At 35.4% G+C, this 20,803-nt stretch carries 21 protein-coding genes; 13 read left to right on the forward strand and 8 right to left on the reverse strand.

What is annotated here, in order from left to right; genetic code table 11:
• Window positions 1-20 precede the first annotated feature (20 nt).
• Genes C6H18_RS03675 through rfaD form a run of 3 tightly spaced genes read right to left on the reverse strand, consistent with a single transcriptional unit; the run spans window position 21 to window position 4,153 of the window.
• Window positions 21-1,616, reverse strand: coding sequence for an ABC-F family ATP-binding cassette domain-containing protein (locus C6H18_RS03675; protein ID WP_104721760.1), 1,596 nt, complete (start codon window positions 1,614-1,616; stop codon window positions 21-23).
• A gap of 8 nt (window positions 1,617-1,624) precedes the next feature.
• The gene (rfaE1, locus tag C6H18_RS03680) at window positions 1,625-3,154 is read right to left on the reverse strand and encodes a D-glycero-beta-D-manno-heptose-7-phosphate kinase (protein ID WP_104721761.1); all 1,530 of its coding nucleotides are present in this window, start codon (window positions 3,152-3,154) and stop codon (window positions 1,625-1,627) included.
• The gene (rfaD, locus tag C6H18_RS03685; RefSeq protein WP_104721762.1) at window positions 3,155-4,153 is read right to left on the reverse strand and encodes an ADP-glyceromanno-heptose 6-epimerase; all 999 of its coding nucleotides are present in this window, start codon (window positions 4,151-4,153) and stop codon (window positions 3,155-3,157) included.
• A gap of 381 nt (window positions 4,154-4,534) precedes the next feature.
• Here rfaD and C6H18_RS03690 point away from each other — a divergent pair, with 381 nt between their 5' ends.
• The 13 genes from C6H18_RS03690 to C6H18_RS03750 all read left to right on the forward strand — a co-directional run bounded on the left by C6H18_RS03690 (window position 4,535) and on the right by C6H18_RS03750 (window position 15,912).
• Window positions 4,535-4,885, forward strand: coding sequence for a DUF485 domain-containing protein (locus C6H18_RS03690; protein WP_104721763.1), 351 nt, complete (start codon window positions 4,535-4,537; stop codon window positions 4,883-4,885).
• Complete coding sequence (locus C6H18_RS03695; protein ID WP_104721764.1) at window positions 4,882-6,531, forward strand: cation acetate symporter; 1,650 nt, start codon at window positions 4,882-4,884, stop codon at window positions 6,529-6,531. The genes C6H18_RS03690 and C6H18_RS03695 overlap by 4 nt, the downstream gene beginning before the upstream one ends.
• Before the next feature lie 196 nt (window positions 6,532-6,727).
• Window positions 6,728-8,224: a nickel ABC transporter substrate-binding protein gene (gene nikA / locus C6H18_RS03700; RefSeq protein ID WP_104721765.1), complete on the forward strand. Its 1,497-nt coding sequence runs from the start codon at window positions 6,728-6,730 to the stop codon at window positions 8,222-8,224.
• Window positions 8,225-9,157: an ABC transporter permease subunit gene (locus tag C6H18_RS03705; protein WP_104721766.1), complete on the forward strand. Its 933-nt coding sequence runs from the start codon at window positions 8,225-8,227 to the stop codon at window positions 9,155-9,157.
• On the forward strand, window positions 9,158-9,967 hold the full coding sequence (gene nikC / locus C6H18_RS03710; protein ID WP_104721767.1) for a nickel ABC transporter permease subunit NikC: 810 nt from the start codon (window positions 9,158-9,160) through the stop codon (window positions 9,965-9,967).
• A complete protein-coding gene (locus C6H18_RS03715; RefSeq protein ID WP_104721768.1) occupies window positions 9,960-10,688 on the forward strand; it encodes an ABC transporter ATP-binding protein in 729 nt (242 codons plus the stop codon). The genes nikC and C6H18_RS03715 overlap by 8 nt, the downstream gene beginning before the upstream one ends.
• The gene (locus tag C6H18_RS03720) at window positions 10,672-11,448 is read left to right on the forward strand and encodes an ATP-binding cassette domain-containing protein (RefSeq protein ID WP_104721769.1); all 777 of its coding nucleotides are present in this window, start codon (window positions 10,672-10,674) and stop codon (window positions 11,446-11,448) included. The genes C6H18_RS03715 and C6H18_RS03720 overlap by 17 nt, the downstream gene beginning before the upstream one ends.
• A gap of 66 nt (window positions 11,449-11,514) precedes the next feature.
• Window positions 11,515-11,745 carry a twin-arginine translocase TatA/TatE family subunit gene (gene tatA, locus C6H18_RS03725; protein ID WP_104721770.1) on the forward strand — a complete coding sequence of 77 codons (231 nt, stop codon included), beginning with the start codon at window positions 11,515-11,517 and terminating at the stop codon, window positions 11,743-11,745.
• A 2-nt stretch (window positions 11,746-11,747) separates the two neighbouring features.
• The gene (argS, locus tag C6H18_RS03730; RefSeq protein WP_104721771.1) at window positions 11,748-13,322 is read left to right on the forward strand and encodes an arginine--tRNA ligase; all 1,575 of its coding nucleotides are present in this window, start codon (window positions 11,748-11,750) and stop codon (window positions 13,320-13,322) included.
• A gap of 9 nt (window positions 13,323-13,331) precedes the next feature.
• The gene (gene fabD, locus C6H18_RS03735; protein ID WP_104721772.1) at window positions 13,332-14,255 is read left to right on the forward strand and encodes an ACP S-malonyltransferase; all 924 of its coding nucleotides are present in this window, start codon (window positions 13,332-13,334) and stop codon (window positions 14,253-14,255) included.
• Entirely contained in the window at window positions 14,255-14,941 is a 687-nt protein-coding gene (locus C6H18_RS03740; protein WP_104721773.1) for a 5'-methylthioadenosine/adenosylhomocysteine nucleosidase, read from the forward strand. The genes fabD and C6H18_RS03740 overlap by 1 nt, the downstream gene beginning before the upstream one ends.
• Window positions 14,941-15,393, forward strand: coding sequence for a phosphohistidine phosphatase SixA (gene sixA, locus C6H18_RS03745; protein WP_104721774.1), 453 nt, complete (start codon window positions 14,941-14,943; stop codon window positions 15,391-15,393). The genes C6H18_RS03740 and sixA overlap by 1 nt, the downstream gene beginning before the upstream one ends.
• 9 nt (window positions 15,394-15,402) lie before the next feature.
• Window positions 15,403-15,912 (forward strand): YhcH/YjgK/YiaL family protein, encoded by a 510-nt coding sequence (locus C6H18_RS03750; protein ID WP_104721775.1) that lies wholly within the window; start codon window positions 15,403-15,405, stop codon window positions 15,910-15,912.
• Here the strand turns inward: C6H18_RS03750 and C6H18_RS03755 are convergent, their stop codons facing one another.
• From C6H18_RS03755 to C6H18_RS03775, 5 genes are read right to left on the reverse strand one after another with little or no spacing between them, the layout of a single operon-like run.
• The gene (locus tag C6H18_RS03755) at window positions 15,913-16,581 is read right to left on the reverse strand and encodes a YggS family pyridoxal phosphate-dependent enzyme (RefSeq protein WP_199770116.1); all 669 of its coding nucleotides are present in this window, start codon (window positions 16,579-16,581) and stop codon (window positions 15,913-15,915) included.
• Window positions 16,582-16,597: 16 nt separating this feature from the next.
• Window positions 16,598-17,602, reverse strand: a complete 1,005-nt coding sequence (locus C6H18_RS03760; protein WP_158654859.1) for an SAM-dependent methyltransferase — start codon at window positions 17,600-17,602, stop codon at window positions 16,598-16,600.
• Window positions 17,602-19,518 (reverse strand): ribosomal protection-like ABC-F family protein, encoded by a 1,917-nt coding sequence (gene abc-f, locus C6H18_RS03765; protein ID WP_104721777.1) that lies wholly within the window; start codon window positions 19,516-19,518, stop codon window positions 17,602-17,604. The genes C6H18_RS03760 and abc-f overlap by 1 nt, the downstream gene beginning before the upstream one ends.
• Window positions 19,511-20,323, reverse strand: coding sequence for a prolipoprotein diacylglyceryl transferase (gene lgt / locus C6H18_RS03770; RefSeq protein WP_104721778.1), 813 nt, complete (start codon window positions 20,321-20,323; stop codon window positions 19,511-19,513). The genes abc-f and lgt overlap by 8 nt, the downstream gene beginning before the upstream one ends.
• A complete protein-coding gene (locus tag C6H18_RS03775) occupies window positions 20,307-20,609 on the reverse strand; it encodes a hypothetical protein (RefSeq protein ID WP_104721779.1) in 303 nt (100 codons plus the stop codon). The genes lgt and C6H18_RS03775 overlap by 17 nt, the downstream gene beginning before the upstream one ends.
• Window positions 20,610-20,803 lie beyond the last annotated feature (194 nt).

Here is a 20,803-nt window from a genome sequence, read left to right on the forward strand (position 1 = left end):
TATTCTTTGATGCGCTAATACTAAAACTTTGAGGAATTTTCTATATATTCTTCATAGCTCCCTCTAAAGTCTAGGATTTCATTATTTTCTTTAAATTCTATAATGCGATTAGCAAAAGCATCAATTAATTCTCTATCGTGGCTTATGCAAATAATGTTCCCATTATATTTATAAAGTGCTTCACCTAATGCAATAATGGCTTCTAAATCAAGATGATTAGTGGGTTCATCTAGCACTAAAAAATTCCCCCCCTCTAGCATTAACTTAGAAAGCATTATGCGATGTTTCTCCCCTCCACTTAAACTCCCTACACTTTTTTCTTGTTCTTCCCCATTAAAGAGCATTCTTCCTAGAGCGTTGCGTATTTCTGTAGATTCTTTTTTCTTATCAAAGCCCCTAAGCCATTCATAGAGACTTTCTTCTCCTACAATAAGTTCGGTAGTATTTTGGGGAAAATAGCTTCTTTTTATAGTTGCTCCCCATTTTATGCTTCCCTCTTTTGGCATTAGATTTTCACAAATTAATTCACAAAAAGTGCTTTTTCCAATTCCATTGCGTCCAATAAGGGCGATTTTATCTCCGGGAAGTATTTTTAAATCAAGATTTTTTAAAATCTCCAAATCTCCATAGGCAAAACTTAGGTTTTCAATATCTAAAGCTTCATTTCCAATATTGCGTTCGGGTTTAAAGAGAATGCTAGGTTCTCTTCGGCTAGAGACTTCAAGATTTTTTATATCCAACTTTTCAAGTTGTTTTTGTCGGCTAGTGGCTTGTCGTGCTTTGGAGGCATTTGCTGAAAATCGTGCGATAAAAGATTCTAATTCTTCTTTTTCTTTGAGCTTTTTATTGTGTTCCATTTCTTGTTGTTTGGCTATAAGTGTGCTAGCAATATACCAATCATCATAATTTCCGCTAAATTCGCGCACATTTTTAAAGTCTAAATCCAAAATATGTGTGCAAACGCTATTTAAAAAATGTCTATCGTGAGAGATAACTACTAAAGTCCCCTCGTGTCTTTTTAATTGTTCTTCTAAGTAGGCAATAGCATTTAAGTCTAAGTTATTAGTGGGTTCATCTAAAAACAAAATATCAGGTCGTGGGAAAAGCACTTGTGCTAATAGCACTTTAAACTTATCTCCCCCTGTTAGAGTTTTCATTAATTCCTTATGGATAGAAGCACGAAACCCTAAATCTTCTAAAATTTTTTGAATCTGTATATCATATTCATAAGTAGGGTCTTCTTCGGCGCAAATGGTTTCAAGCTCCCCTAAGCGTTCATTAATAGCATCGCTAAAATCCCCGCTTTCATAAATCTTTTCTTTTTCTTTGATAGCCTCATAAAGTCTTTTGTTGCCATATAAAACGCAATCTTCAATGCTAAAGTATTCAAAGGCGAATTGATTTTGCCCTAAAATGCCAATTCTTGCATTAGGGGCAAAAGCAATATTTCCATTGGTAGGTTCTATTTCTTGGCTTAGGATTTTTAAAAAGGTTGATTTTCCTGCACCATTAGCCCCAATTAGTCCATAACGCTTACCTTTATCAAGTTTTAAATTAATATTTTCAAAAAGCTTTTTGGTGGCATATTGCATACCTAACCCTGTGATTTGAATCATAAATGCTCCTAATCTTTATTTTTGGAATTTTTAATTTTTTCAATAATAGCGGTGCTACTTTTGCCCTCTATATAATCTATTAAGCGCACTTCTTTGGCAATAGCACTTCCTACTATTTCCTTATCTAGGTAATCTTTGCCTTTGACTAAAATATCAGGCTTGATTTTTTTAATAAGCTCTAAAGGGGTTTCTTCCTCAAAAACAATCACAAAATCCACGCATTCTAATGCACATAGCATTGCTATTCTATCATATTGTGCGTTGATGGGTCGTTCCTTGCCTTTAAGGGCTTTAATAGAATCATCACTATTTAAGCCAACAATTAGTAAATCCCCTAATTTTTTTGCTTGGTTGAGGTAGTCAATATGCCCTAAATGTAAAATGTCAAAACAACCATTTGTGAAAACAATTTTAGATTCTAGGGTTTTTAGGGTTGTAAAAAAATCATTTAAGTGTGGGGGGCTAATGTATTTATCCCTATAATTTCTTATTTTTTGGGGTGTTTTTTGGAGTTGCAAAAAGAAAGGAGGATTTTTGTGGTTATCCTCTTGTAGGGTTGATAAAAAATTGGCATCGACAAATTGTGAGTTTAGTAAATTGTTTTTCTTTAAATAATTAATAATCTCCTCCTTAGAGGCGGTGGCTGAACCTATTTTATTCACAACAACAGCCGCTGCTGCATTAGCAAAATAAACACTTTGGAGAATATTTTTTTGTAAGGAAAGCATATAGGCTAAGGCAGCAATCACGGTATCTCCAGCACCTGTTACATCAAAGACTTCTTTGGCTACTGTGGGAATTGTTTGTAAGGTTTTATCTAAAACCGCTATGCCATCTTCGCTTAAGGTGATTAAAGAAAACTCCAAATCACACATTTGTTTTAATTTTTTAGTCGCTAAAAGTAGTGTTTCTTCATTATAAATAGAGATATTCGTGGCTTCTTTAGCTTCTTTTTTGTTAGGAGTTAGGAGTGTCGCACCTCGATATTTTTGATAATCCTTGCCTTTTGGGTCGATTAAAATCTTGATTTTAGATTTATTAGCAAGAGTGATAAGCTCTTGTGTAAGCTTAGGGCTTAAAACTCCTTTTTGGTAATCTGAAAGAATGATGCAGTCAATCTTGTGGTTTTTGATAAGCTGCACACTAAAGTTTAAGATAAAAGATTCTCCTTCTTGGCAAATCATTTCTTTATCTTCTTTATCTACGCGTAAAACCTGTTGGTGTGCGGCGATAATTCTTGATTTTTTCGTTGTGGGGCGATTTTTATGAATGTAGATTCCCTGTGTATGGATATGGAGAGTTTGTAGTTGGTGCTTTAGCTTTTCTCCTGCTTCATCAGCACCTATCATCCCGCAGATAAAGACTTCCGCTTCTAAAGCCACTAAATTATTGGCAACATTACAAGCACCACCTAAACTTAGAGTTTCTTTGGTTACTTCAATAACTTGCACAGGGGCTTCAGGAGAGATTCTCTCGCATTCTCCCCAAACATAATGATCTAAGATTAAATCCCCAATAACTAAGATATTTGGCTTCAATTACCAACCCTTTAGATGAATTTCTTGAATTTGTTCTATATATTTTTTAATACCAACTTCTAAGGAGAATCTAGGCTCATAGCCTAGAAATTCTTTAGTGAGTGTGAGACTAGCTTGTGTATGTGTTTGGAAGAAAGCATAGGGATTATCAAAGTATTCCACTTCAAATTCTCCTAAATTTTGCTTAAGAGAATCCACTATGTCATTGTAGCTTCTAGCATTTCCGCTTCCTACATTATAAACTCCACTTTTTTTAGCTTCCATTGCTTTAATATTGGCTTGAATAACATCTTCAATATAGACAAAATCGCGTTTTTGTTCCCCCATTTTAAAAAGGCGAACTTTTTTGTTTTTTAGAGCTTGTAGCCCTAATTGCAAAATCATAGAAGCCGTTTTTCCCTTGTAAAACTCATTTTCTCCATACACATTAAAATACCGCAATCCAACAATATGTAAGCAAGGATTGTCTTGTAAATATTTATTGGCTAGATTATCCATCATAAGTTTAGAAAATCCATAAATATTCTCTGGAATCTCACCGCTTCCTATGCTGTTTGGAGCAGGAGTATTTCCATATACCCCTGCACTAGAGGCATAAATCATCTTAGAATCCATTTTCAAACATAATTGTAATAAATCTTTAAAGGCATTTACATTGCTTCTTAAAACCGCTTCTTGGTCGCTAATAGTTGTATCAGAAATAGCCGCTTGGTGAAAGATGTAATCAAATCTATTTTCTTCTAATCGTTTTAAATCCTCTTTATTATTAATATCGCCAACAATTACCTCTCCATTAAAACCTAATAGATTCTTGAAATGCCCTAAAGATTTGAGATTGCCATTACTAAAAATTTCTTCATTTCTGAAGCAATCAAAGACTACCACTTTGGCTTTAGGATGATATTTTTGGAGATATAATGCTAGATTAGAGCCTATAAATCCTGCTCCTCCAGTGATTAAAATATGCTTTCCCTCTAAAGTATTATTAATGTATTGCATACGCATCCTTGGAATCTATAATTTGTCCTTGCATTATAACAAAAGTTTTAAGACATTTGATATTTTGGTTGCTTCATCAAGGTATTAAGCAATAATTTTTTAGTCAATAAATTTTGGAGGGCATTGATTGCAAATAGCAAAATTTTGCTAGAGCTTTTATTAAAAAGTATTAGGGTAGATTTGATGGAATCCTTATGAATAGAGAGCAGATAAGGATTCTGTGGTGTTTCTATTATACCCAAAATCAAAATTTTTATGGTACATAGTTACTATAATAAACAATCTTTTCTATTTATTGCGATTGCTTAAAAATTATTAGGTAAAACTTATGAGTTTTTAAGTAGCATATAGAATACATTTTCAACTCTAAAGGATGGCATTATGAAAAATGATGAGGTTATTGAAAAGTTTCGGAATTTTATTTCTCTAAGAAATAGGGTTTCTTTGACATTATCTATTGTTATTTTGGTTTTATATTATGCTTTTATAGTCGGTGTTGGTTCTTTTCCAGAGATTCTTGGATATCGTTTGGGACCTAGCGCAGTCACGCTTGGAATTGTTGTTGGTATTTTCTTAATTATTATTTGTGTCGTTGCAACAGGAATTTATACTTTCTTTGCGAATGTATATTTTGATAAAACTCAACAAGAAGCATTACAAGAGTTAGAAAGCAGTGGTTTATTAGAGGATTTTAAAGAAGGTAAGATTACTTATTATAAGGATAATAAATGAAAAAAACAATCATCTTTTTAAGTATTTTCAGTAGTTTGTGTTTTGGGGCGGGTGTTGATGTTGGTGAGATTGTAAAAGCGCAGTTTAACCCAACTGCCGTTATTATGTTTTTGGCATTTGTTTTAGCAACTTTAGGGATTACTTATTATTCAAGCAAAAAAAGTCAATCTGCAAGTAGTTTTTATACCGCTGGAGGGAATATCACAGGACTCCAAAATGGGACTGCCATTGCTGGGGATTATATGAGTGCTGCTTCATTTTTGGGTATCACCGCACTTGTTTTTACCAATGGCTTTGATGGATTGATTTACTCCATTGGGTTTTTGGTTGGTTGGCCTATTATTTTATTTTTAATTGCAGAGAAGCTTAGGAATCTTGGTAAATTTACCTTTACAGATATTACCGCTTACCGATTGGATTCAAAGCCTATTAGAATTTTATCCGCAGTGTCTGCTTTAAGTGTCGTTAGTTTTTATCTCATTGCGCAAATGGTTGGTGCTGGGCAGTTAATCCAAGTGCTTTTTGGGCTTCCTTATGCTGTGGCGGTTGTTTTAGTTGGGATTTTAATGATTTGTTATGTAACTTTTGGCGGAATGCACGCTACAACTTGGGTGCAAATCATTAAAGCAATTCTACTCTTAAGTGGGGCTACTTTTATGTCTTTTATGATTTTGTATCTTACAAAATTTGATTTAACCTATTATTTCTCTGAAGCAATAAAGAATCACCCTCAAGGTGAGGGTATTATGAGTCCGGGTGGATTTATAAAAGACCCCATTTCTGCTATTTCATTAGGGCTTGCATTGATGTTTGGGACAGCAGGTTTGCCTCATATTTTAATGAGATTCTTCACGGTTAAAGATGCCAAAGAGGCAAGAAAATCTGTTTTTTATGCTACAGTGTTTATTGGGTATTTTTATATTCTAACTTTCGTTATAGGATTTGGAGCAATTGTTCTTTTGCTTGGGAATCCTAACTATACCAATGCAGATGGGACTTTTAATGGTGTTGCTAATATGGTTGCTATTACTTTAGCAGAGGTTATAGGTGGGGATATTTTCTTAGGATTTATTTCCGCAGTTGCCTTTGCGACTATTTTAGCTGTTGTCTCTGGACTTGCTATTTCTGGGGCTGGGGCAATAAGCCACGATTTATTTGTGAATGTTTGCAAAAATGGTGTATGTGATGAAAAGCTAGAGAGGAGGGTAACAAAAATTGCTACGATTGGTATTGGGATTGTCGCTATTGTTTTAGGTATGATTTTTGAAAAGCAAAATGTAGCCTTTATGGTTGGTTTAGCCTTTGGGATTGCCGCTAGTGTTAATTTCCCTATTCTTCTACTAAGTATTTATTGGAGGAATCTTACGACAAAAGGAGCATTTTGGGGCGGTTTAATCGGACTTGTTGTTGTTTTGATTCTTGTAATCTTAAGCCCTAGCATTTGGGTGAAGAGCTTTGGCTTTAGTGAGGCAATATTCCCTTATAATCACCCAGCGATTTTTTCTATGCCTTTGACTTTTGTCCTTATTTATATTATTTCTAAGCTTGATACTTCCAAACGAGCAGAGATTGATAAAAGTGGATTTAATGCACAAGATTTTAGAGCGCAAAGTGGTATTGGTATTAGTGAGGCGGTTTCTCACTAATCCCTCTCCCGCTAATCTTTCTCTTCAGGCTTTCTTATTCTCATTTTATTTTTTAGATTCTCTTATTCTTAATTAATCTTATTTTTGGTTAGTTCTTAGATTTAATATTCTCATTATTAAAATTGTTTTTAAGTAAATTGTTAAGTTTTGAAATGTAAAATTGCGTCTTATATCTTAGATATGCAAAGGTAGAGTGATGAGAGTTTTGTTTTTTATCTTCCTTTTCTTTTCTTATAGTTTTTCTATTGAGATTACTAGTGCGTGGTCTTTAAATGCGGGCAAGATTAATCCCCATCTTTATTCTCCCAATCAGCTTTATGCGCAAGTGATGCTCTATCAAGGGCTTGTGCGCTATACAGAAAAGGGCATAGAGCCACAAATTGCTAAATCTTGGGAGATTTCTAATGGGGGCAAAACCTATACTTTTAAGATTCAAAAAGATTTAAAGTTTTCTAATGGAAGTCCTTTAGATGCCTATGCGATTGAAGCAAACTTTGTAGCAATTTTGGAAAATCGTTCAAGGCATTCTTGGCTTGGATTAATCCATAAGATTGTTGGCTACAAAGCCCTAAGTGCAGATGTTTTTAGGCTGGAGCTTAATAGTCCTTATGTGGCGACTTTGAATGAACTTGCTTTACCGCGCCCTTTTAGAATGATTGCTCCAGAGGCGATGATAGATAAAAGCACTAAAAATGGGATAAAAGCCCCTATTGGTAGTGGTGCTTTTATGTTAGAAGAGAGTATATCTGGCGTACGTGATGTGTTCGTCCCTAATCCTCACTTTGTAGGCAAAAAACCACAAATCTCCCGCCTTGTGATGAAGATTTTACCCGATGCCAATGCTAGAATCTTGGCTTTTGAAAGTGGCTCTTTGGATATTTTAGTCGGCAAAGATGCTATTTCTAGGGAGAATTTTAAGCGACTTAGTCAAAATCCAAAATATCAGGTTATCACTTCCAAACCGCAGGGGACTTTTCATATTGCTATTAACGCCTCAAAGGATAGGGTAACTTCTAATCAAGATTTAAGAAGGGCGATTATTGCAGGTGTGAATAAGAATCTCATTTGGGAAAAGATTTTGTTGCAAATTGATCCCAAAGCAGATTTTTTATTTAACCCTTCATTGCCCTTTTGTGATGTAGGATTAGAAAAGATTGCGTTTAATATAACAGAAGCAAAAACATTGCTAAAAGATAAGAATTTTAAGCCTTTGGAGTTTGTCTATGTGGCTAACAATCCCACACAAAAATCCATCGCCGAAGCAATTGCTTTGGATTTGAGTAAAATTGGACTTGAAGTTAAATTGGTCGCAAGTGAATCCACTGCATTTTTTCAGCGTCAAAAAAATGGTAATTTTGATTTAATCTTTAATGATACTTGGGGGAATCCCTACGATCCTCATTCTTTTGTCGCTTCAATGCTAATTCCATCACACGCTGATTTTGCGATTCAAAGAGATTTAGAAAACAAAAAAGACATTGATGCAAATATTCATAGAATCTTAAATGCTTATGAAGAAAAAACCTTGCAAGAAGAATATAGGACTCTACTTTTTTCTCTTCATAAGAGTGATGTTTATTTGCCTTTAGCCTATGACGTGGTGTTAGGGGTGTATCATAAAAGCAAAATTAAATCTTATATGCTTGGCAATATGGAAAATGAATTTTTATTTGAAAATGTGGAGATTCAATAGATGTTTAGGTTTATAGCACAGAGGCTCTTATTTTTGATTCCTACTTTGCTAGTGGTTTCTTTTATTGTTTTTGGGATTTTGCGTCTAAGCCCTATTGATCCTGCATTTGCTTATCTTACGCAATCCCAGATACCCCCAACACAGGAAGCATTAGAGGCTGCTAGAGAGGAGCTAGGTTTAAACCTTCCCTTTTTGGAGCAGTATAGGATATGGCTAAAAAATATCTTGCACCTAGATTTTGGAATCTCTTATGTTACCAAAGCTCCAGTTTTAGGGGATATTTTGTATTATCTGCCCACAACTTTAAACCTTGCCTTTTTGTCGATGATTGTGGTTATGGGTTTTGGGGTTGTTCTAGGTGTATTAGGAGCTGTGAAGAAAGATTCTATCCTTGATAGAGGGCTTGGGATTTTTGCTTTTGTGGCAGTTTCAACACCAAGTTTTTGGCTTGGGTTTTTGCTAATTTATGTTTTTACCTTGAAGTTTGGTATTTTGTCTCCTTATGAGGATTTTTCACCTACAAGCTATATCTTGCCAGTTATTACTTTAAGCTTGATGTCCATAGCGATTAATATGCGATTAATGCGGGTGAGTTTTTTAGAGCATCAAAACCAAAGAAGTGTGTTGTATGCCTATGCTAGGGGATTATCCCAAAGCACTATTTATAAGCATATTTTGAAAAACTCTATTTTGCCAATCATCACTTCTTTTGGAATGCACTTTGGGGAGCTTTTAGGTGGGGCTGTGGTTGTAGAAGTCCTCTTTGGAATGCCCGGGTTTGGCAGATATGCCATAGGGGCAATTTATAGCCACGATTATCCGGTGATTCAAGCTTTTATGCTTTTAATGGTGGTGGTTTTTACTTTAGTAAATTTGTTGGTTGATATTGCATTAGCCTCTCTTAATCCCAAAATTCGTTATAAAGAAGTTTAAATGCGTTTAAAGATTGCCTTGTTTTTAAGTGTTGTTTTGATTTTTGTGGCTATTTTTGCCCCTTTGATATTTCCTCACGATCCAAATATAGGGGATTTGCAAATGAAATTTTCTTCTCCTAGCAGTGAATATTGGCTTGGGAGTGATCACTTGGGAAGAGATATTTTAAGCCGTTTGGGCTATGGGGCAAGAATCTCTTTTTTTAGTGTGCTGTGTGTTAGCTTTTTGATTATTATAAGCTCTTTTAGTGTGGGGATGATTGCTGGATATAGGGGTGGAATGGTGGATAATATTTTAATGCGTTTTTGCGATGTGTTTTTGACTTTTCCTACCTTTGTTTTGGCGTTGTTTTTTATTGCTGTGTTGGGTGTTGGTTTGGTGAATGTGATTTTAGCGATTACTCTTACGCATTGGGCTTGGTATGCAAGAATGGTTCGAAGCATTGTGCTAGAAGTGCGCACACAAAACCACATAATGGCTGCTAAAATGCTTGGCGGGAGTGAGTTAAAGATTTTATGCCAACATATTTTACCTGTGGTTTTTGTGCAGATGATTATTCTCATTACCCTAGATTTTGGGCATATACTTTTGCATGTTGCAGGATTGTCTTTTTTGGGGCTTGGGGTGCAAGCTCCAATGGCAGAGTGGGGGGTTATGATTCAAGATTTTGCGCCTTTTGTGATGGAGTATCCTCATTTGATGCTTTATCCGGGGCTTTGTATTTTTATAAGTGTGGCAGTTTTTAATACTTTAGGGGAAGCTTTACGGGATAAATACGCCTTAGATTGCTTAAAGGTAAAAAATGATTAAAGTAGAAAATCTTTCTTTAAAAAGCCCACATAAAGAGATTTTAAAAAATATTTCTTTGAGTGTTTTAAGGGGCGAGAAATTAGCTATTTTAGGTGAGAGTGGCAGTGGGAAAAGTATGCTCTTAAGGACTATTTTGGGGCTATTGCCTCAAAATATTTGTCAAATAGGGCAGGTTTATAATGGCTTAAGAAGTGGCGTAATTTTGCAAAATCCTTCGAGCTGTTTTGATGGAATCTATACCTTAAGAAGCCATTTTGTAGAAACCCTTAAAGCACATAAAATGGACTTAGAAGAAGAAAAATGGGGGCTAGAATCTGTGGGATTAGCAAGAGATGTGCTAGATTCTTATCCTTTTGAGTTAAGTGGAGGAATGCTTCAAAGGGCTATGATTGCTTTAGCACTTTGTATTAATCCTGATTTTGTTTTTAGTGATGAAATGACGAGTGATTTGGATTGCATTGGAGTTAATGAGATTGTGGAATTATTGTTGTCTTTGCAGAGGCAAAAGGGATTTGGAATCTTGTTTGTAACGCATGATGTGTTTTTGGCTGCTAAAGTCGCAGATACTATTGCGATTTTAGATAATGGGAGAATGATTGAATATGGAAAAACACAAGAGATTTTAAAGACTCCAAAAGCTATCAAAACAAAAGAATTGCTTGATGAGAATCAAAAGCTATTCCAAACACCTTGGGGGGATTTTCGTGCGAGAGTTAATTAGAGTTGATGGAGTGTCTCAATATTATAAAAAAGGTAATTTTTTCTCTAAAGCTCCTTTGAATGTGGCTTTGGAGAAGGTGAGTTTTTCTTTGTTTGAAAATAGAAATTTAGGCATTTTAGGACGCAATGGAGCAGGAAAATCAAGCCTTGTTAGAATCTTGTTAGGATTAGAAAAGCCAAAAAGTGGTCAGGTGAGAATGTTTTTTGACAAAAAGCAGGAGAGGAGGCTCATTCAGGCGGTTTTTCAAGATCCTCAAAGTTCTCTAAACCCTAGATGGAGTGCTAGAAAATGCTTATTAGAGGGATTAGAAAATTTTAAAATGCTTAAAAATCCCAAAGATCAGAGCGAAGAGTTAGCGGAGCTTGTAGGCTTACCTAAAGATTCTTTGGATAAAAAGAGCTTTGAATTTAGTGGTGGGGAACAACAAAGGATTAATCTTGCAAGGGTTTTGGCGCTTCAGCCTAGAGTATTAATTTTAGATGAAGCACTTTCTAATTTGGATGTGCATTTGCAAATGAAAATGATTGAGATGTTAAAGTCTTTGCAAAAGCAGCTTTCTATCACTTATCTCGTGATTTCGCACGATTTGCGCATTATTTTGCAACTTTGTGAGGATGTGTTATTGCTTAGAGATGGGAAAGTGGTGTTTAAAACCAATAAACAAGAAGGGATTTACAACGCTATTTTGAGGGATAGTAAGGGAGATAGTGCGGGTTATTTTAATGAGTTTTATCAAGCAAGTTTTTGGCATCTTAGATAGGTTTTGATACAGGTTGCAAGTTTAAATGTATGCTATAATTTGGAAATTTTTTCAAAGGATGCAAAAATGATGCCAAGCGTGCAACAATTATTAATTGTTTTATTAATTATCATTGTTTTATTTGGGGCTAAGAAGATTCCAGATTTGGCTAAAGGGTTAGGTTCAGGGATTAAAAATTTCAAAAAAGCTGTAAAAGAAGAAGAGGAGGAGATAGCAACAAATACTAAAATTGAGCAAGATAAACAAGAAAATGCTTCAACAACTACAATGAATAACTCTGAAAGCACTAAAGTTTAAAAATGTATCAAAGCCTAAAAGCTCTTATTAATAAGGCATTAGCTATTGAATGCTTTTTAGAAAAACCCAAAGATAAAAAGTTCGGGCATTTTGCTTTACCAACTTTTAGCCTTGCTAAAAACCTTAAAAAAAATCCTCAAGAAATCGCAAGAGAGTTTGGAGAAACTTTACAATCCTTGCCACAGATTGCTAGTGTCAATGTTGTAGGTGGGTATGTGAATTTCTCTGTAAGCGATGGGTTTTTGCAAGAGTGCGCAAAGGATTTTCTAGCTCCAAAATCTCCCAAAAATACCAAAGAAAGAATCTTGCTTGAATATGTGAGTGCTAACCCCACAGGTCCTTTGCATATTGGACACGCAAGGGGGGCGATTTTTGGGGATTGCTTGGTGCGTCTTGGAATATACTTGGGTTTTGAGGTTGTCAGTGAATATTATATTAATGATGCCGGAGCGCAAATAGAAAATCTAGGAAAATCTATTTATATTGCAGGGAGGCATTTGTATTTTGGTGAATCTTATGAAATGCCAGAGGGTTGCTACAAAGGAGAATATATCTTAGAGTTAGCAAAAGAAGCAAAAGAAACTTTTGGTCAAGAATGCTTTGAAGCGGAGAAAAATATCTTTTGTTTAAGCGTCTTTGGAAAAGATAAAATGCTAGAGGAAATACAAGAAAATCTAGCCCAGATTGGAATCGTATTTGATAATTTTGTGAGCGAAAAAGCACTTTTTAAGGAATGGGATAGCACCTTAGAGCAATTACAAAGAGGCAATGGGGTTTATGAATTAGAGCAAAAGTTATGGATAAAATCTAGTGAATATGGAGACGAAAAGGATAGAGTGATTGTTCGCGAGAATGGAGAGCCTACTTATCTTGCCGGAGATATTATTTACCATAGGGATAAGTTTCAACGTTCCTTTGATAGATGTATCAATATCTGGGGGGCTGACCACCACGGCTATATAGCTAGAATAAAAGCTGCCATAGAGTTTTTGGGCTATGATAGCAAGAAGCTAGAAGTGCTACTCTCACAAATGGTGGCTTTGTTAAAAGGTGGTGAAACCTATAAGATGAGCAAGAGAGCGGGTAATTTTATTTTGCTAAAAGATGTGGCACAAGAGGTTGGCTCTGATGCCCTGCGCTTGACTTTTTTGAGTAAAAAAGCCGATACCCATTTGGAATTTGATGTGGAGGATTTAAAGAAACAAGATTCTTCTAACCCCGTGTATTATATTAATTATGCACACGCTAGGATTCATACCCTCTTTGAAAAATCTCATCAAGATTTTGAAAGTTTTCAAGGCGAGTCTTTAGAGGGCATTAATGAATCTTTGCGCGATTTATTGGTATTGGCTTTGAGTTTTCATAAGGTTTTAGAAGATGCTTTTTACCAAAGAGCGCCTCAAAAGGTAGTGGAATACTTGCGTATGCTTTCTTCAGAGTTTCATCATTTTTATAATGAAGAAAAGATTTTGCACACCGAAAATGAAAAGCAAATTTTAAGTGTTTTAAAGATTGTAGCTCAAGCCATTTTTCAAGGATTAGAGCTTTTGGGCATACAAGCAAAGACAAAAATGTAAAGGATAATAATGAATGTTGCAGTAATTTTTCCTGGTCAAGGTAGCCAAAGCATAGGAATGGGAAAAGACCTTTATGAAAACTCACAAGAGGTTAGAATGCTTTTTGAAAAAGCAAGTGATATTTTGCAAGAAGATATGGCAAAGCTTTGTTTTGAGGAAAATGAGAAGTTAAATCTTACCCGATATACGCAATCAGCGATTTTGCTTGTAAGCTATGGAGTGTATTCTTTGATTTATCCTAAGATTAAAGGAAAGATAAAGTTTGGCTTGGGGCATTCTTTGGGAGAATTTAGTGCTTTATGTGCTAGTGGCGTTCTTGATTTTGGTGATGCCTTAGCTTTGGTTAATCAAAGAGGGAGGTTAATGGAGGAGTGTTGTAAGGAGAAAAATGCTGGTATGATGGTTGTTTTGGGGTTAGATGATCAAGTGCTGGAGGAATTTTGTCAAAAAAAGCATAATGTAGGTTTGAAGGTTTGGTGTGCGAACTATAATGCTGATGGGCAGATGGTATTAGCAGGAAATAGAGGAGATTTATTAAGTCTTGAAGCAGAGATAAAAGGGCTTGGTGCTAAGAGGGCATTAATGCTTCCTATCTCTGTTGCTAGTCATTGTCCTCTTTTAGAAGGAATGTGTGAAGATTTTAAGGCAATTTTGCAAGATTTTTTAAAAGATTCCTTTGGATTCCCTGTTATTTCTAATGTTAGCGCAAAGCCCTATAACACAAAGGATGAGGCTTTAGAGCTATTATCTAATCAGCTTATCTCTCCTGTGCTTTATAAGCAATCTATCCGTGAAAATGATTCAGAAATTGAGGTTTTTGTCGAATGCGGTGGTAATGTGCTAAAAGGGCTTAATAAACGTTTGACACAAAGAGACACGATAAGCTTGCAAAACTATCAAGAAGTGCAAGAATTTTTAGAGAAGGATTTTTAATGAAAGTTGGTATTTTAGGGGCAATGGATGAAGAAATAATGCTTTTGTTGGAGCATTATAAAGATTATGAGAGTATTTGCTTTGGCGGAAATACTTTTTATAAAATCAAACAAAATGGAATCATTGTCGCAAGTAGCCGCATCGGTAAGGTGTTTTCTGCTCTTAGTGCTTCTATTATGATTTTGCATTTTGGTTGTGAGCGTATTATTTTTACAGGGGTTGCAGGGGGTGTTAATCCAAACTATAAAATTGGTGATTTAGTCTTAGGGGTAGAATTAGCCCAACACGATGTAGATATTACTGCTTTTGGGCATCCTTTTGGATTCTTATCAGGAGGAAAAGTTTTTACCAAAACCGATGAGAAACTCAATAGTATCGCTAAAGAAGTTGCCAAAAATGAAGGTTTTAGAATGTATGAAGGAGTGATTGCCACAGGGGATCAATTTATTCATAATTTTGAACGCAAAGAGTGGATTAAAAATACTTTTAAAGCCGATGCCATAGAAATGGAGGGTGCTAGTGTAGCGGTGGTGTGTGATAATTTGCAAATCCCTTTTTGTATTTTGCGTGCAATCTCTGATAATGCAAGTGATGAAGCCTTGGTGAGCTATGAAGAGTTTTTAGAGGAGGCGGCAAGAAAAAGCACACGACTTGTTGTTAAAATGGTAGAGAAAATGGGGCTGTAATGCGCTTAATTTTGGTTCGTCATACGAAAGCTGAAGATAGAGAAAAATGGAGTGCGAAAGAAGATTTAAGAAGACCTCTAACCAAAAAAGGCATTAAACAAGCCAAAAATATAGGGAAATATCTTAAAAAATACCAAATTGATGCCATAATTGCCTCTTTAGCCATTAGGGCTTCTGATACGGCTAAATATGTCGCCGCTCATCAAAAGCAAAGCACTTTCTTTTTAAGCCCCTCTTTAAATCCAGAAGCAGGAATAGAGGGCTATATTAAATGCAAAGAAGAGATACAGCAAGATTGGGAAGTGGTAAGTTTCGTAGGACACGAGCCTACCATAAGTGAATTTGTGCGATACCTTTGCGGGGAATTTTCTTTAAAGATTGGCAAAGGTTGTGTGGTGGAGCTAGAGCAAAAGGATAATAAATGGCGATTAGTAGGCTTAAGAAACTTTTAAAGGCTTAGTATGTTTGTGGGCTATTTTGCTGATGTTTTGAGAAAGTTTAAGAAAAGCGATTCTCTCTTAAAGGTGTGTAGTTATTTAGATGAAGCCTTAGATGAGGAAAGTGAAGTTTATCGCAGAATCACAAATTTAGGGGCTGGTGAGAGTTTTGAAGTGTGTTTGGGTGAGGATATTAAAGTCATCGAACAAGCCTATTATACAAAGCCTCCTAAAGAAGCATTTTATGAAAGTCATCAAGAAATGGTGGATTTTCAAATGGTATTAAAGGGCAGGGAGATATTTTTCGTTGCCCCCCATAGTCTCTGTGAAGTTAAGAAACCTTATGATAAAGAGAGGGATTTAATAGAGTATTATCCCAGTATTTATGCTTCAACGCTATTACTCTTTAATGGGCAGTTAGCAGTTTTTGAATCTAACGATGTTCATGCAGGTGGAATCTCCATTGCCGAAAGTGAGCTTGTCCAAAAGATTGTTGTCAAGATTCCGCAAAAACTTGTCAAACTTAATTTTTAATTATTTAAAAAGTATAGAACCTAGTCGCACACAATTGCTTCCACATTTAATGGCAAGCTCGAAGTCTCCACTCATTCCCATACTTAGAGTTTGTGCGCCTATGGGGAGTAGCTTTTCATAAATCTTATAAGTGGTTTCAAAGCTTTTTTGAATGGTTTTGGTATCTTGGGTGTGTGCTCCAATGCTCATAACCCCACAAAGCCTTATGTTGGGGCATTTTTCAGAGATTTGGTGGTAGCTTTCAAGTGCGACTTCAGGCATAAAGCCACTTTTATTATCTTCTTTGGCACTATTGATTTGCAAAAGTGTGCGTAAAGTTTTATTCTCCTTATTTAGCCGTTTTTGCAACTCTTCTGCAAGGCTTAGAGAATGCAGACTATGGAGCATAAAGGGGTTTAGCTTTAAGAGAGCATTGATTTTATTGCTTTGGAGTGTGCCAATGAAATGCCACTCTAATGGCAGGGATTCTAAGATTTGGGATTTTTGGTTTAAATCTTGCACTTTATTTTCCCCAAAGGCTCTTTGTCCGCATTGATAAAGAGCTTGTATTTCTTCTGTGGTAGAGTATTTGCTAACCGCAATTAGTCTAATAATTCTATGTCTATCCACCGCAATTCTCGCTTTTTCTATTCTATCAATGGCATCAATAAGATTTTTATTAAAATCCATAATCATCCTTTCTAAGTTATTTGACAAAAGCCATACCAAAAAATCTCTCACCTAGTAAGCCCGGCTCAATAAGTGTGCGAATCTTTGAGGAGTTTTTCATAAAAGATTCTAATCCATATTTAGCAATATACCACTCCCCGACTTTATCTAAACCCATATCGACTAAGGCTCTATTTTGCCTATGGCAAAAAAGCTTTTTTGCCCCTATGGATTGGAAGTGGCTATTCCAGATGGCAAAATTTACATCATAGGTTATATCATATTGCCCAAAGGATTCTAAAAAGCTTTTATCATATTCTGTGCTTTTTGGAGAAATAAAAAGATTTTTGGTTGTGTGTTTTTCAAAGAATCGTAAGGAAAACTCATTTCTTGATTCTAAGCTTCCATAATCAAAGGTTAAAAACATCCAATTTTTGGCACAATCATCGCAATTTTTGATAAATTCCTCTACACCCAAAGGAATTTCAGAGATTTGCAAATTAAATTTTCTTGCGATTTGCTCTATGGGTGCGGGAGCTTTTTGGAATCTTAAAGTATCATTTTCTATAAAAGCCATTTGCTCTTGATGATAGAGTTCGCAAGGAAACGCATCCAAAAGCTCATTGCTGCAGTAGAAAATAAAATCATAATGCAGGGATTTAATGGCTTGAAAATCCTCTACTATGAAGGGTTCTTTAGAATCTATTTTTTGCAAAAAATTTTGCTTTTGTATGTTATGCAAAGGTTTAAGAGGTTCTAAGATGAGAAAATCAATTTTTTTAAAATCTTTATAATTTTCTTGTAAAAAAAAAGCAATATCGCTAATGAGATTGCCCCTCTCTGCACCAATTTCTATAATCGCTATTTTTTGGTTTGGAAGGAGGTTTAATTGTTGTTGTAGATAATAGGCTAAGGTATAGCCAAAAAACTCACTCACACTTACGCTGGTATAAAAATCCCCTTCTTTGCCAATACGCAAACTTCTATAATAACCCCCCTCTCCATAAAGCCACTCTTGCATAAACTCCCCAAATCTTTGCATTAGAGATTCTCCATTTTTTCTTCTAGTTCTAGGTATTGCGTGATTTTCTCTTCGCATAAGGCTTTTTTGTTTTCGTATTCTAAAGCTAGGGTTGTTAAATCGCTATTTTTTTGCGGTATATAAAGCTCCTTTTCTAAAAGCTTCAAGTCTTGCTCTAAGGATTCAATCTCTTTTGGCAGTAATTCTAAAAGTCTTTTTTCATTGTAACTTAGTTTGGTTTGCGTTTTTGGCTTTTGAATCTTTTTAGGAGAATCTAGCTCTAAGGCGAGATTTTTGTATTCTTTAAGCTCACTTTGAATCTCCAAATATTCACTAAAGCTACGATAAGATTCTTCGATTTTTTTATCTTTTAGGATAAAAAGCTTTTTGGCGATTTTATCGACAAAATAGCGGTCGTGGCTTACAAAAATAAGTGCTCCTTGAAAGCTCTGCAAATACTCCTCTAAAATATTAATGGTTGGAATATCTAAGTCATTGGTTGGCTCATCTAAAATCAAGCAATCGTATTCTTTGCTAAAGAGTAGGGCTAGGGCTACGCGATTTTTTTCGCCCCCACTTAATGCACCAATTTTTTTATCTAAAAACTCTTTGGGGAATAGGAAGTTTTTAAGATAGCCAAAAATATGCAAACTTTTGCCCTTAACTTCTATATGGTCTCCGCCAAAAGGACAAAAGGTTTCTAATAAATCCTTAGAATCATCAAGCATTTCGCGGTGTTGGTCGAAGTAGCCACATCGTATCTCGCCTTTTTCTAAGATTCCGCTGCATTCTTGTATGCGTCCTAAAAGAAGCTTTAAAAAGCTGCTTTTTCCTGATCCATTTTTGCCTACAATAGCGATTTTATCAGCAGCTAAGATTCTCGTAGAAAAGTCTTGAAATAGGATTTTTTGGTGGATACCAAGGCTGATATTTTTGAGTTCAAACAACATTTTTTTTCGGTTTGTTCCCTCAGTTTGGTTAAAGTGTTTATTTTCTCTTTCTAGCTCTAGGCTCATTTTTCGGATAAGGGCAGGATTTTTCTTTGCCTCCTCTCTTAGTTTTAAGATTCTTTCTTTGCGTCCTTCATTGCGTTTTACTCTAGCTCTAACTCCACGAGATAGCCACTCTTCTTCACTTTTTAGATGCTTAAGGAGGGTTTCATGGCTTTTTGAAAGACTTTTTAAAAGTGCCTCTTTGGCGTTTAGATAATCCCTATATCCTCCGTTAAATTCACGAATCTTGCAATCCTCTACCTCGATAATGCGTGTCGCAACTTTGTCGATAAAATACCTATCGTGGCTGATGAAAATGAGTGTCCATTTTTCTTTGAGTAATAAATTTTCTAAAAACTCTACCATTTCAATATCTAAATGATTGGTGGGTTCATCAAGCAACAAAACATCGGGCTTTGTAAGAAGCAAGCAAGCAAGGGCTACGCGTTTTTGCTCTCCACCACTTAAAGTGCTGATGTTTTGATTTTCTAGGTCTTTTAGTGCAAAAGATTCTAAGATTTGTTGAACTTTGTTGTCTAAATCCCAAGCATCGTGATGATTGATGAAGTTTGAGATTTTAGTGTGTTCATCAAGGAGCTGTGGGTTGTTTGGCTCTTTTTGGAGTTTTGCAGAGATTTGCTCTAAAGTTTTTTTGGCTTCTGTTAGGGTAGAGAGGGATTCTAAGATAGCCTCTTTGGTGCTTTGATTTTCTTTAAAGTTTGATTTTTGGGCGAGTGCTTGTATTTGAAGATTGTTTTCTACAAGATATTCTCCCTCATCTGCTTGTAATTCTCCGCTAAGAATCTTTAAAAGTGTGCTTTTGCCCGCTCCATTTTTGCCTATGATAGCTACTCTTTGGTGTTTTTGAATATGTAAGGAGATGTCTTTTAAGACGATGTGGTGGTTGAAACTTTTGGAGATGTTTTGCAAAGAGATATTAGCCACTTTTTGCCTTTTTAAAAAGAAAGCATAAGCACAAAACCCCTATGATAAGGGAGAGTAATTGTCCTTGCGTGAGCCAATTAAAGGCTATAAAGCCAATTTGAGAATCTGGCTCTCTAAAAAACTCTGCAACAAAGCGTGCTAGGGAATATAAAACTACATACAAAATCCCTATTTCTCCCACAAAACGAGCTTTTTTGCGGTATAAAAACAAAACAATAAACACGCAAATGCCCTCTAAAAATGCCTCATAAAGCTGACTTGGGTGTCGCAATACGCCATCAACATAGATTCCTAGAGGGCTTGTCGTTTCTCTGCCTACTAGCTCTTGGTTTAGGAAGTTTCCAATCCTTCCAAAGGTGTAGGCTAAGGGTATGCTAAGCCCTGCCAAATCAGCAAAAAGCCAAAAATTCACCTTTTTGACTTTTACAAACCAGAAAGAAGCTATCAAAAATCCAATAACGCCCCCGTGATAGCTCATTCCGCTAATTCCTATGAAGTTTCCATTTCTATCAAAGGGGTTAAAAATTTCCCAAGGGTGGGTTAGGTAATAGAAACTAAAGGGGTCATAAAAGATGATATATCCTATTCTAGCCCCAAGTATTACGCCAATTTCCGCCCAAATAAAATAGCTATTTAAGAGTTCTTCTTTGATGGGGTAGGGAGTTTTTTTTACGATATATTGAGCCAAAAAAAGAGCAGAAAACAAAGCCATCGCATACATAATCCCATACCAGCGAACAGAGATTCCAAAAAGACTAAAAGTAACAGGATTAAAGAGGGAGTAGATATTATTCCAAGTTTCCATTAATAACCTCAAAAAAATTATGCAAACCTAGCTTTAAAAAGTTATTATACAAATAAGAGTTTTCAATATAAATACGAAATTTAAAATTGTTTTTTTGGGCAAGTTTTAACCAATATCCTAAAATATAAAAATTTATTTCTTTAGCGTTGGGGATATTAAAAATTACTTCCACTTCACCCTTTTTTCGTTTTTTTTCTAAAATACTTTTTAGCTCACTATAATCACTCATCTCTTTTAATTTACCCCGTAAATTAAAAGTATTTTCATCAATCTTTTGTAATTTCATTATATTTCCTAAATAAATGATGGATAATTTTGCAAAAGATTCTAACAAAATTCAAAGAAAAATTTGAAGTTTTATTCAAGTAAAATATAGAAATATTTTTCTTTGCTCTCTTCAAATTGAAGCAATATTGGGATAAAAGAAATTTAAAGTGAATGATTTTCTCTAAAACACTGAATCCAACAACCAATAATTAT

The sequence above is a fragment of the Helicobacter mesocricetorum genome (assembly GCF_900198605.1).
Taxonomy (GTDB): domain Bacteria; phylum Campylobacterota; class Campylobacteria; order Campylobacterales; family Helicobacteraceae; genus Helicobacter_D; species Helicobacter_D mesocricetorum.